The 13,390-nt window shown below is 36.9% G+C and carries 10 protein-coding genes and 2 tRNA genes; 2 read left to right on the top strand and 10 right to left on the bottom strand.

Annotated elements, in window-relative coordinates; translation table 11 throughout:
• Positions 1 to 15: 15 nt before the first annotated feature.
• Positions 16 to 99: transfer RNA gene (locus HWV54_RS06440), tRNA-Tyr, on the bottom strand.
• Between the two features lie 206 nt (positions 100 to 305).
• On the opposite strand from HWV54_RS06440, the gene HWV54_RS06435 reads away from it, so the two are divergent.
• Positions 306 to 1,136 carry a TrmH family RNA methyltransferase gene (locus HWV54_RS06435; RefSeq protein WP_005865541.1) on the top strand — a complete coding sequence of 277 codons (831 nt, stop codon included), beginning with the start codon at positions 306 to 308 and terminating at the stop codon, positions 1,134 to 1,136.
• Positions 1,137 to 1,139: 3 nt separating this feature from the next.
• Here HWV54_RS06435 and HWV54_RS06430 read toward each other — a convergent pair whose 3' ends face one another.
• The 6 genes from HWV54_RS06430 to HWV54_RS06405 form a co-directional block, all read right to left on the bottom strand.
• Positions 1,140 to 1,862, bottom strand: a complete 723-nt coding sequence (locus HWV54_RS06430; RefSeq protein WP_005865543.1) for a rhomboid family intramembrane serine protease — start codon at positions 1,860 to 1,862, stop codon at positions 1,140 to 1,142.
• A gap of 586 nt (positions 1,863 to 2,448) precedes the next feature.
• Entirely contained in the window at positions 2,449 to 2,874 is a 426-nt protein-coding gene (locus HWV54_RS06425; protein ID WP_005865545.1) for a DUF2155 domain-containing protein, read from the bottom strand.
• Positions 2,875 to 2,954: 80 nt separating this feature from the next.
• Positions 2,955 to 3,353 carry an NADH:ubiquinone oxidoreductase subunit NDUFA12 gene (locus tag HWV54_RS06420; protein ID WP_005865547.1) on the bottom strand — a complete coding sequence of 133 codons (399 nt, stop codon included), beginning with the start codon at positions 3,351 to 3,353 and terminating at the stop codon, positions 2,955 to 2,957.
• Positions 3,354 to 3,540: 187 nt separating this feature from the next.
• Complete coding sequence (gatB, locus tag HWV54_RS06415) at positions 3,541 to 5,040, bottom strand: Asp-tRNA(Asn)/Glu-tRNA(Gln) amidotransferase subunit GatB (RefSeq protein WP_005865549.1); 1,500 nt, start codon at positions 5,038 to 5,040, stop codon at positions 3,541 to 3,543.
• A gap of 125 nt (positions 5,041 to 5,165) precedes the next feature.
• Positions 5,166 to 6,593, bottom strand: a complete 1,428-nt coding sequence (gene tig / locus HWV54_RS06410; RefSeq protein WP_005865550.1) for a trigger factor — start codon at positions 6,591 to 6,593, stop codon at positions 5,166 to 5,168.
• A gap of 129 nt (positions 6,594 to 6,722) precedes the next feature.
• A tRNA-Leu gene (locus tag HWV54_RS06405) sits at positions 6,723 to 6,805 on the bottom strand.
• Between the two features lie 164 nt (positions 6,806 to 6,969).
• Between HWV54_RS06405 and trmFO the strand changes: the two genes are divergently transcribed.
• Complete coding sequence (gene trmFO / locus HWV54_RS06400) at positions 6,970 to 8,364, top strand: methylenetetrahydrofolate--tRNA-(uracil(54)-C(5))-methyltransferase (FADH(2)-oxidizing) TrmFO (protein ID WP_005865552.1); 1,395 nt, start codon at positions 6,970 to 6,972, stop codon at positions 8,362 to 8,364.
• Between the two features lie 526 nt (positions 8,365 to 8,890).
• On the opposite strand, the gene HWV54_RS06395 is transcribed toward trmFO, so the two are convergent.
• From HWV54_RS06395 to clpX, 3 genes are all read right to left on the bottom strand, one after another.
• Complete coding sequence (locus HWV54_RS06395; protein WP_005865554.1) at positions 8,891 to 9,169, bottom strand: HU family DNA-binding protein; 279 nt, start codon at positions 9,167 to 9,169, stop codon at positions 8,891 to 8,893.
• 232 nt (positions 9,170 to 9,401) lie between these two features.
• Complete coding sequence (lon, locus tag HWV54_RS06390; protein WP_005865556.1) at positions 9,402 to 11,825, bottom strand: endopeptidase La; 2,424 nt, start codon at positions 11,823 to 11,825, stop codon at positions 9,402 to 9,404.
• A gap of 178 nt (positions 11,826 to 12,003) precedes the next feature.
• Positions 12,004 to 13,278: an ATP-dependent Clp protease ATP-binding subunit ClpX gene (clpX, locus tag HWV54_RS06385; RefSeq protein WP_005865558.1), complete on the bottom strand. Its 1,275-nt coding sequence runs from the start codon at positions 13,276 to 13,278 to the stop codon at positions 12,004 to 12,006.
• Between the last annotated feature and the right edge of the window lie 112 nt (positions 13,279 to 13,390).

The following is a 13,390-nucleotide window of genomic DNA, read 5'->3' as shown; positions in this document are numbered from 1 at the left end:
TCTCCTTACGATAAATGGTGGAGGGGGTTGGATTCGAACCAACGTAGCATACGCAACGGATTTACAGTCCGCCCCCTTTAACCACTCGGGCACCCCTCCATTACATCGGCAAAGTTGCGCGACGAGGCATCATGACAACCAACTCTCATCACCCATTCAATTTAATGGGCTGCGGGGCGGTTATGACGATTACTATCGTATCTGTCAACAGAATAAATACAATTCTGTACAAATTTCCTGCTAATAATTTTTAAATCACAGTTTTTTTTTATCTATTTCTGCAACTAAAACGCTATAAAGAAGCTATGAAAGACAAAATATCGAAAAATTCTTATTATGCTCATTTACGTCGCCGATATCGCGACACTAAATGCTTCTCTTCTCGACCTACCACGCGCCTGAAAAAGGAAGCTGCTCCCTTGCAACAAGGAAAAATCTATCTTTATGGTATTCATGCAGTTCAGTCCGCTTTAAAAAACCCAAAAAGAATTTTTGGATCTCTCTATGTTACACCCAATGCCTTAAAACGATTAAATATACCCGAATCAGAATTACCTTGCCCTGTTACATTATGCTTACCCAAACAACTTGATGCGCTTGTTGGAAATGATGCAGTTCATCAAGGAATTGTTGTGGAAACCGAACCCCTCAAACCATGCCAACTGTCTGAACTAATAAATACCGATCTTATCATCGTAATGGATCAAATTACCGATCCACATAATGTCGGTGCGATTATGCGCTCTGCCGTTGCATTTAAAGCTGAAGCTCTTATCACTACTTGTCGTCACTCACCCAAAGAAAGTGGAGTTCTTGCTAAAGCCGCATCTGGAGCTTTGGAATTGATTAATTACATCACCGTACAAAACCTCGCCGAAACACTTCGAGAACTTCATATAGCAGGTTTTATCAGCTTTGGACTCGATTCCGAAGGCGAATCTCCTCTAGAAACTGTATTAACAGGCGAAAAAATTGCTCTTGTTTTAGGCGCAGAAGGAAAAGGTTTACGTAAAAAAACACGTGAAACCGTCTGTGCATTAACACGCCTTGATATGCCTGGAAATATTAAATCATTAAATGTTTCAAACGCAGCAACGATAGCGCTTTATGCAGCTCATAAATATCTTAGATCGTAGTTTTTAATTTTTCCGTGAAATATCAAAAAAACCAATCAACAAAAAGCCTGAAAGAAAACCACCAATATGAGCCTCCCACGCAATTGAAACACTATCGCCTTCAAATAAAAAAGAGGAAATGCCTATGATAAAATCAATACCCAGCCATACGCTTACAAAAACAAGACTCCTTGAACGTAGTGCTTTTTTGATAGACAATAAAGGACCTAAAAATCTTTCATTCTGTGGACTGCTCCCCAAATAGCTCAAAGGAAAACCGTAACGTGCAATAGCACCCACCATTCCATACACTACACCCGATGCACCAACAAGTGATAACGCACTATCTTGGTGAAATGCAAAATAAGTCAAGACAGCTAGAATGGCTGTTAATATCCAAAAAAATAAAAAACGTAATCCACCAAAATGCCTTATTAAAGGAGACCCAAAAACCAAAAGCCAAGCCATATTAACAGCAACATGTTGAAAACTACTATGCATGAACGAATAACTAATAATGGTATAGCAAAATGTTAACGGTTCAGCCTTAAATAATACTGGTGTAAATGAAAAAAAACCAAAGCTTTTAATATAGAGTTGACGAGAAAAAAAATATTGAGGAACAACATAAATACAAACACAAAGTGTGATAAAAATAACTATAATAAATGGGACATTCACTAATGGTTCTTTAAATTGTTTTGGAGAAAATAATACATTATTATATCGGTGACCGGCATCTTTCATTGTATAAAATCTCATACTCTCTATAAATCTACAGAATTGATAGCTCTTTGCACAAAATAGATATATCAATTTAGATAATGAAGAAGCTTTAAACTCAACCCTTTTCTGTTCCCATTCCTAAACTCCAAATATCTCTGAAAATGCTTGTATCTTGTACAAAATATTTTTAAAAATGAATATTAAGAACATCATTCATAAAATCACTGCACTATACTAAACCTAAATTGAAATCATTAAATCAACAGAAATCTCTATTATGGTGATAACATAATTTTGATTATTCATTTATCTAATATGTTGCTTAATCAAAAAGAAAAGGCTCTATCATCATGGGAGAAAAATCCCATAAATTTACGTATACTCTCTCTGTAGTATAATGATGCCTTGTAGTTTAGCAATTTGATAGTCAACATTTTTACAAAAATATTATAAACGCAAAATAGATGATTTACTTCTTAAATGTAAAAGTAAAAACACCAACAAACCCCACTTTCGGCATCTAACCATTCTCATTCTAAGAACGATATTTAGCTGCCTAAGAATATTATAAAATAAAAAACAATAATTTGTCTTCTTATACAAAAGATCATTGAATGGACAGATTCTGAGAACCCTGTTTGCAATCTTTTAACCACACGTCATAGATAGGATGTTCGATAGCATTTAAACCAGGACTATCTGCAAACATCCATCCTGTAAAAATACGGCGTACCTTTTTATCTAATGTAATCTCATTAACTTCAATAAAACCAGTTGTACGGGTTGGTTCATCCTTGGAGCTCGTATAACACACCCGAGGAGTTACCTGTAAAGCACCATATTGATAAACTTCTCCAAGAGAAACCTCAAAACGAGTAGTCCGACCAGTAATTTTATCAAGTCCAGAAAAAACAGCAATTCTATTGCTAATACGTTCCGCCTGCACTTCACAAACTTTGGAAAAGACTATTACAACTCCCATGAAAAAAGCACAAAAAAAACGCCCTAATCCTAACAGTAAAAAAACTCTCATCACATCAAATCAATCAAATCTAAAAAATTTATGTATAAAATATAGCGAAATAAGAAAAAATGCACATACATCAAAATATTTTATTTTTTAGGCGTCCATGCATCATAATCTTCATGCACACAAAAACACTCACCGCTATAAGGAATTGCCCCTTTTGGACGATAAGCTTCCGTTGTCCCTGTCATATTAGCAACATGTGGCTTTTCCCATTTATATGGGCTATAATTCTCCTGTGTTGGTGGAATATCATAGCGATGATGGATCCAGCCGTGCCAACCTGGTGGAATAGTAGACGCTTCAGAATAATCTTTATAAATGACCCAACGGTGCGGATAACCATCCTTATGAGTGCCTCCCTCATAATAAACATTCCCAAACTGATCTTCCCCTATCCGTTTTCCTTTACACCATGTGAAGAAACGTGTATTTATGGTATTACCATTCCACCATGTAAAAATTTGCTTCAAAAAAATAGCCATCTCTTAGTCCATTTCTTTAGTATGATTACGAGATTAATCGCTAGAATAAACTTGCCATGATATTCGAAATTACTGGGAAAAAATTTTACTGGTAACGATACTGGCAATTTCATTTCGTAGATGAGTTCATTATTTCTTAACTATAAAAGTATCATATTTATGAACTTACTTCTACCTCCTTTAAAACTTAATCTATGCCAAGCTTCGTTTTAACCAATTCATTAACAGTTTGAGGATTTGCCTTACCATCTGTTGTTTTCATAACCTGTCCCACAAACCAACCAGCTAAAGCAGGTTTTTGCTTTGCTAGTGCAGCTTTATCAGAATTATTGGCAATAATTTCATCTACAGCTTTCTCTATAGCCTTTATATCTGTTACCTGCTTCATATTGCGTTCTTCTACAATCTGACGTGGATCTCCACCTTCATGCCAAATAATTTCAAAGAGATCTTTAGCAATTTTTCCAGAAATAGTTCCTTCTTTAATAAGATCAATAATGCCTCCCAATTGATCTGGTGATACCGGTGTCTCTTCAATCTCACGATTAACTTTATTTAAAGCACCCAAAAGATCATTAATCACCCAATTGGCAACTGTTTTCCCATCACGCCCATGTGCTACTTTTTCAAAATAATCAGCAATGGCTTTTTCCGTGATAAGAATAGAAGCATCATAGGCTGTCAATCCCATCTCTTCAACAAAACGTGTTTTTATATCATCAGGCAATTCGGGCAATTTAGCCGCTAAAGAATCAACAAAGGCTTGATCAAATTCCAATGGTAAAAGATCAGGATCAGGAAAATAACGATAGTCATGCGCTTCTTCCTTTGAACGCATAGACCGGGTTTCGCCTTTCGCAGCATCAAAAAGCCGAGTTTCTTGATTTATGATACCACCATCTTCCAAAATCGCAATTTGACGACGTGCTTCATACTCAATCGCCTGACCAATAAAGCGAATAGAATTTATGTTTTTGATCTCACAGCGTGTTCCAAAACTTTCACCAGGACGACGAACTGATACATTAACATCCGCACGCATAGAACCTTCATCCATATTACCATCACACGTCCCCAAATAACGAACAATTGTACGCAATTTTGTCATATAAGCTTTGGCTTCATCTGATGAGCGCATATCTGGTTTAGAAACAATTTCCATAAGAGCGACACCAGAACGGTTGAGATCCACAAAAGACATTGATGGATGCTGATCATGCATTGATTTTCCTGCATCTTGTTCAAGATGCAGCCGCTCAATCCCAATTTCAATGTCCTCAAACTGACCATTCGAATCCGGACCAACTGATATAATAATCTTTCCTTCTCCTACAATTGGATAATGAAATTGAGAAATTTGATATCCCTGCGGTAAATCTGGATAAAAGTAATTCTTACGATCAAAAACAGATTTCAAATTAATACGTGCCTTTAATCCCAAACCAGTTCGGACTGCTTGACGAACACATTCCTGATTAAGAACAGGCAACATACCAGGCATAGCTGCATCAATAAGCGATACATGATTGTTCGGCTCAGCACCAAACTTGGTTGATGCACCTGAAAAAAGTTTTGAATTTGATATGATTTGTGCATGAACCTCCATGCCAATGATGACTTCCCAATCACCTGTAACTCCAGAAATGAAACGTTTAGAATCAGGAGTGCGCGTATCAATGATGCCCATTATCAATCCACTATCAACATTTTAAATATACTTGACGGCTAATCTAAAACCACTCTATGTGCAAGTTTAGAATACAAACTCATAAAAAAGCCCGATTTCATCGGGCTTTTTTATTTGGATAAACATTAACTTTCTTTAGATACCTTTTTCTTAACTGGAACTTTCTTTGCGGCTTTTTCTTTTACCTCAGATTTTTTCTTTGCCGGCTTTTTTATCGTTGAATCTGTTTCACCATATTCCCTCATTAACTCTTCAACTGTCACTTCTTTATCTATAACCTTTATTCGTTCCAGCAAATAATCAATGACTTTTTCTTCAAAAATTGGAGCACGTAGATTTGCAACTGCTTCTGGAGTATTACGGAAAAAATCCATAATTTCTTTCTCTTGTCCAGGATACTGGCGCACCTGATCAAACACCGCTGCTTTTAACTCATCTTCACTTATTTTAACACCAACATTCATTCCAATTTCAGAAAGTACCAAACCAAGACGAACACGACGTTGTGCAAGCACACGATATTCTTCCCGGGCCTGCTCTTCTGTAACCCCTTCATCTTCGAAACTGCGTCCAGCTTTTCTTAAATCATCATTAACCTGAGCCCATATATTGTTAAATTCAATTTCTAAAAGTCCTTCAGGAATCTCAAAATTGTAATCAGCATCTAAAGCATCAAGAATCTGACGCTTAACCTTTTGACGTGTCATTGAACCGTATTGGCTTTCAATCTGTCCACGAACAACTTCACGTAAGCGATCCAGAGATTCCAAACCGACTTTTTGTGCTGCTTCATCATCAATTTTTAGCTCGTCTGATTGAGAGACAGCTTTAACAGTGATATCAAATTCTGCTTCTTTACCAGCTAAATGCACTGCACTATAATTATCAGGGAATTTAACAGAAATTGTTTTCTTATCACCTGCTTTTACACCAACTAATTGCTCTTCAAAACCAGGAATAAATTGCTTCGATCCTAGAACCAATTGTGCATCACTATCTGCTCCACCATCAAATGGAACCCCTTCAAGTTTACCAAGATAATCTATTGTAATACGATCACCTTCTTCAGAAGAACCATTCTTTAGTGAATACTTACGCGTAGAAGAAAGAACACGCTTTACTTGATCATCAACCTCTTGTTCAGGAATAGCTGCAATTTCACGGATAATTTCAATATGTTCAAAGTCCTTAATTTCAAATTTTGGTAAAACTTCATATTTTAAACTAAAAACAAAATCGGCTTTTCCATCCAAAATTTGTTCATCTTCATCTATATCAATTTTCGGTTGCATCGCCGAACGTTCATTGCGATCAGCTAAAATAGAACGAGATGCATCGCTAACAATCTCATTGAGAATTTCCGCCATAAAAGACTTACCATATATCTTTCGTAGGTATCCAGCTGGTACTTTACCAGGACGAAAACCATTAAGCTTGACCTTATCTTTGGTATGATCCAATCGTTCATTCAATTTTTCTTCTAAATCTCTCGCCGGAACTACGATCTTAATTTCGCGCTTCAGTCCTTCATTAAGCGTCTCGGTAACCTGCATTAAACAACCTTTATTTTCCTGAGGAGAGGGATAAACCCACTCTGATAATAATCACATTCTAGCACTTGGGTGTTTCACCGAAGCGGAATTCCAGACACATAGATACCTCCAGTGCTCAAGAAACTCCTTTGGTGCGGATGGAGGGACTCGAACCCCCACGGTCACCCGCCAGAACCTAAATCTGGTGCGTCTACCAATTTCGCCACATCCGCTCAAACTTATAAACTAGCAACCTTATATAAGCGGCGTTTCTATACCATTAATTAAAGAACAAAAGCAAACAAATATATTTAAAAATCAAAATACATGTTATTCTTAATGATGCAAAAAAAAATCCACCCTTTTCATACAGAGCAGCTTCCGCTAAAAACAAATTATGTTAAATATACTCAATACTCCAATCCATATCATCGGAGGTGGTCTTGCAGGCAGTGAAGCAAGCTGGCAAATTGCCCAATCAGGAATCCCCGTTATTTTGCATGAAATGCGACCCCAAAAAAAATCTGATGCTCATAAAACCGATAAGCTTGCAGAGCTTGTCTGTTCGAATTCATTCCGCTCCGATGATTCATCAACAAATGCTGTAGGACTTTTACATACTGAAATGCGGCTGGCAAAATCGCTGATTATGAAGGCTGCAGATGCCAATAAAGTACCAGCAGGAAGCGCCCTTGCTGTTGACCGTGATGAATTTTCAAAAACCATTACGACAGCACTCGAAAATCATCCTCTTGTAACAATAGAACGTGAGGAAATCAAAGAATTCCCTGAGGATTGGCATCATATTATCATTGCAACTGGTCCTCTTACCTCACCAGCACTCACTCAAGCAATACAAACAATAACCGGAACAGAAGCTCTTTCTTTTTTTGATGCTATCGCACCTATTGTCTATACTGATAGTATAGATTTAGACATTTGTTGGTATCAGTCTCGCTATGATAAAATAGGACCTAAGGGAACAGGAAAGGATTACTTGAATTGTCCCCTTAATAAAGAACAATATGAAACATTCGTTCAAGCATTAAAAAATGCGGAAAAAACAGAATTCCGCGACTTTGAAAAAACTCCCTATTTTGATGGATGCTTACCAATTGAAATTATGGCCGAGCGCGGACTTGAAACCCTTAGATATGGTCCTATGAAACCTATGGGATTAACTAATGCCCATAATCCCAAAGTTAAACCCTATGCCGTTGTCCAATTACGCCAAGATAATAAGCTTGGAACCCTTTATAATATGGTCGGCTTTCAAACAAAACTAAAATATGGTGAACAAATTCGCATTTTTAGAATGATCCCCGGTCTTGAGAAAGCGGAGTTTGCGCGCCTTGGTGGTCTTCACCGCAATACCTACCTTAACTCACCAATCATTCTTGATCAGACCCTTTGTTTGAAAAAAAGACCTAAGCTGCGTTTTGCAGGACAAATTACTGGATGTGAAGGATATGTAGAATCATCTGCGATAGGGCTTCTCGCTGGACGTTTTGCCGCTGCTGAATACTACCATAATCGCCCTTCTTTACCACCATTAACAACAGCATTTGGAGCTCTCTTGAATCATATTACAGGTGGACATATCGTAATAGAAGAAACAGACAGACAATCCTTTCAACCAATGAATATCAATTTTGGACTTTTTCCCCCTATCGATTCTATTAAGTATTTAGGAAAACACTTGCCAAGCAAAGAAAAAAAAATAGCAAAAAAACAAGCCATAACGGCTAGAGCTCTAAATGATTGTATTCAATGGTTAGCAGAGAGAGAATAAAATAATCCTTTTTTATGAAAATATACTATTTGTTTCCAAACTTATTCAAAAGAACTTAATAAGTCGCGCTGATTCTCGTACAAAAACCATCTTAAATTCTTTTTATGATACTGCTCTGCCATATAAGCACTATGCTATCTTCTAATTATTTATTGCGTATAAAAAAGTACCAACATAAAATCTGTCATAGTAACTAAGAAAAACTGAATCTATATTAGATACTTGATAATAAGTTTTCTAATCGCTTTCACTCTGCAAAAACACCGTAATGTGCTGCCAAAATGAGATTAAGATAATCTTTACAAATTACAGAAATCTCTATATTGTAATATTTTATTGAAAGCATTCAAATAAACATATTTTACGCGCCAATGCTTTATAAAACTCTAAAATGATCTTTTAAAAGAACGATAGCCCTTAAAGTCGACACATAATAGTAATCCTTCAGGTAGAGAAGTTTAAAAGAGAATACTTCTAAAAAAACCCGGTTATAAGTAAAACTGGGTTTTTTTTAGTGTTGTTCAAATTATTTTTTATTAACAGCTTCTTTTAAACTTTTCCCTGCAGAAAATTTGGGCACAGAACGCGCTGGAATATTAATTTCAGCGCCAGTTGAAGGATTACGCCCCTTTGTGGCAGCACGATGAGAAACTTCAAAAGAACCAAAACCTGGAAGACGAACGTCTCCTCCTGAAGCCAAAGCCTCTGTTACAGAGGCAATAAAAGCATCTACAACAGAACCTGCTTGCGCTTTCGAAACACCAGCCTTTTCAGCAATGGAGTTAACCAATTCACTTTTATTCATGAAATATTTCCTTTCCCTATATTACCGGATAACACAACTTAACCGTGTTATCGGTCAGTTTATTAAAAAGTACAGCAAACAGAAGCCTTATTTTTATCCAAAACATCGTTTTTTTATCAATAAACACAGTTATTCACGGAATTTTTCGTTTTTTATTCAAAATAAATGGAAAAACAGCTACCAAAATGCCTTCTGCTGCTTTGAAAATACCGTATCAAATGAGCTTAATGAATCAGTGTGCAATCTGTATTCCTTCGCTATCGCTTTCTGTCCTAATAGGTACAGGTACTGTAGGAGACTCTGTCCATTCAATAGGATCAGGGAAACGAACTAAGGCATGCTTAAGAACTTCACTTACATGATTTACTGGTATAATCTCCATATTATTTTTCACATCGTCGGGGATATCAATTAAATCTTTTGCATTTTCTTCAGGGATAAGTACTTTTTTTATACCCCCTCGAAGAGCTGCAAGCAATTTTTCTTTCAATCCACCAATTGGTAAAACACGCCCACGTAAAGTAATTTCACCAGTCATTGCAATATCTTTATGCACTGCTATCCCTGTTAATACTGAAACAATTGCTGTCACCATTGCAATTCCAGCTGATGGACCATCTTTTGGTGTAGCTCCCTCTGGAACATGAACATGGATATCACGTTTATCAAAAAGCGGAGGTTCAATACCAAAATCAATTGCACGAAAACGTACATAAGATGCTGCTGCCGAAATTGATTCTTTCATTATATCGCGCAAATTTCCAGTTACAGTCATCTTTCCTTTACCTGACATCATAACTCCTTCAATGGTCAATAACTCCCCTCCAACCTCTGTCCAGGCAAGCCCAGTAACAACACCAATCTGATTTTCTCCTTCAATTTGATTATAGTGATAACGTTTAACACCCAGAAAATCATTAATATTATCTTCTGTAATCCTTATAGATTTTTGATGCGTTTTAAGAATTTTTGTAACTGATTTACGTGCTATCTTCATTAATTCACGTTCAAGGTTACGTACTCCCGCTTCACGTGTATAAAATTGAATAATCGACTTTATTGCACCATCAGAAACGCTGAACTCTTTTTTAGATAAACAGTGATCTCTTAATGCTTTTGGTAAAAGATGCTGCCTAACAATCTCCATTTTTTCATATTCAGTATAACCCGCAATACGAATAATTTCCATCCGATCCATTAACGGTCCTGGAATATTAAGTGTATTCGCAGTTGTTATAAACATAACGTCGGAAAGATCATATTCGACTTCTAAATAGTGATCAATAAATGTACCATTTTGTTCAGGATCAAGTACTTCTAATAAAGCTGATGAAGGATCTCCGCGGAAATCTTGCCCCATTTTATCAATTTCATCAAGCAAGAAAAGTGGATTAGATTTTTTAGCTTTTTTCATAGACTGAATAATTTTTCCAGGCATAGAGCCAATATATGTTCGGCGATGTCCACGAATTTCTGCTTCATCTCGTACCCCTCCTAATGAAATACGAACATATTCACGCCCCGTTGCTTTTGCAATAGAGCGCGCTAATGATGTCTTACCTACACCTGGAGGACCTAATAAACAAATAATGGGGCCTTTTATCTTTGATGCTCGACTTTGTACTGCTAAATATTCAACAATTCGTTCCTTGACTTTTTCAAGACCAAAATGTTCATTATTCATAACTTTTTCAGCAAATTCCAAATTGTTTTTAATCTTCGACTTTTTACCCCAAGGCATTGCTAATAACCAATCAAGATAATTACGTACAACTGTCGCCTCCGCAGACATAGGAGACATATTCCGCAATTTTCTCAATTCTGCCCCAGCTTTTTCGTATGCTTCCTTCGAAAGTTTTGTCTTATTAATACGTTCTTCTAATTCAGAGAGCTCATCGCGGCTATCATCACCCGCACCTAATTCTTTCTGAATAGCTTTCATTTGCTCATTGAGATAATATTCCCGTTGGTTTTTTTCCATTTGCCGTTTAACATGCGAACGAATACGCTTTTCAACCTGTAAAACAGAAATTTCTCCTTCCATGAAAGAAAGAACGCGTTCAAGACGATTGCGTACAGGTAATAGCTCTAATATTTTCTGCTTTTCTGAAAGTTTAATCATCAAATGAGAAGCAATTGTATCGGCAAGTTTAGAAGGATTATCAATCTGGCCAATAGCATTGACAACCTCAGGAGAAATCTTTTTATTCAGTTTTACGTAATTTTCAAAATAAGCAATCACTGATCTTGAAAGAGCTTCAATCTCAACATCATTCTCTCTAGGCTCTTCTGTAACAGTTGCAAGAGCCTGATGATAATCTCCACTCGCAGCAAATCGGCTAATTTTTGCACGTGCAGTGCCTTCAACTAAAACCTTTACCGTTCCATCAGGAAGCTTTAAAAGTTGAAGAATATTAGCAAAAGTACCGATATCATAAATATCTTCTGATTTTGGATCATCATCAGAAGCATTTTTTTGTGTAACCAACAGTATTTGTTTATCAACAGCCATCGTTTCTTCAAGAGCACGAATTGATTTTTCTCGGCCCACAAAAAGTGGAACAATCATATGTGGGAAGACAACAATATCACGAAGAGGCAAAACAGCGTAAATCTCTTCTCTTACTTCATCTGTCTTTTCATCAATATATTGCATAATTCTCCTTTCTGGAGCCTATGATCTATCCACTACATAAGCCTACCCTAGAAAACCTTAGCTTTACACAATACATGAAGTGGTAACTGGGTATATATAAATCAAGCATTACGACTATAATATCTAGAAACATCCATCCTCAAATGGTGTTCATTACCACCTCTCATATCGCATAACGTCAAGCTGATACATTTTCCTTATCTTCTGCACGTTCTGAGTAAATATAAAGAGGACGTGCTTTTCCATCAACTACATCACTCGAAATGACCACTTTTTGAACACCTTCAAGAGTTGGCAGTTCAAACATCGTTTCAAGAAGTATTTTCTCCATAATAGAACGTAAACCACGCGCACCGGTTTTACGCTCAATCGCCTTCTTAGCGATAATCCGCAAAGCATCTTCATGAAATGCTAATTCGACATTTTCCATCTCAAAAAGACGCTGATATTGCTTCACCAACGCATTTTTTGGTTGTGATAAAATTTGAACAAGGGCATTAATATCTAAATCCTCTAAAGTAGCTACAATAGGAAGACGGCCAATAAACTCTGGTATCAAACCAAATTTGATAAGATCTTCAGGTTCTAAATCACGAAAAATCTCACCAACACAACGTTCATCAGGCGCTTTAACAGTAGCAGAAAAACCAATAGAAGTTTTTTCACCCCGCCCTGAAATAATCCGTTCCAAACCAGCAAAAGCGCCCCCACAAATGAATAAAATATTTGTAGTATCAACCTGAAGAAACTCTTGTTGTGGATGCTTACGCCCTCCCTGAGGGGGAACAGAAGCAATCGTACCTTCCATAATTTTTAACAATGCTTGCTGAACACCTTCCCCTGAAACATCTCTTGTAATAGAAGGATTGTCAGCCTTCCGAGAAATCTTATCAACTTCATCAATATAAACAATACCACGCTGTGCACGTTCAACATTATAATCAGCAGCTTGAAGAAGCTTTAGAATAATATTTTCAACATCTTCACCTACATATCCCGCTTCAGTCAAAGTAGTTGCATCTGCCATAGTAAAAGGCACATCGATAATACGCGCCAATGTTTGTGCTAGATAAGTTTTACCACACCCTGTTGGACCAACAAGAAGAATATTCGATTTTGCTAACTCAATATCATTGCTCTTAGACTGATGCGCAAGTCGCTTATAATGATTATGGACAGCAACCGAAAGAACACGCTTTGCATATTGCTGACCAATAACGTAGTCATCAAGAACTGTTATAATTTCCTGTGGAGTAGGAACACCATCACGTGCCTTAATCCCAGAAGATTTATTTTCTTCACGAATAATGTCCATGCAAAGCTCTACACATTCATCGCAAATGAATACAGTAGGCCCCGCGATGAGCTTACGCACTTCATGTTGACTTTTGCCGCAGAACGAGCAATAGAGAGTGTTTTTTGATTCGTTCCCGCTATTGCCAATTTTGCTCATTTCTCTTTCCTTTCACCACGATATATGAATACTTCGTCTTTTCAAAGAAAGTTTTTCATAAAGAAAACTATAAGACATATAAAAAACTGCGTGCCACAATACCTTTAGATGT

It is taken from the genome of Bartonella alsatica, from assembly GCF_013388295.1.
Classification (GTDB): domain Bacteria; phylum Pseudomonadota; class Alphaproteobacteria; order Rhizobiales; family Rhizobiaceae; genus Bartonella; species Bartonella alsatica.
Note: the sequence above shows the minus strand (reverse complement) of the source record. Positions and strands in the feature narration are given on the sequence as shown.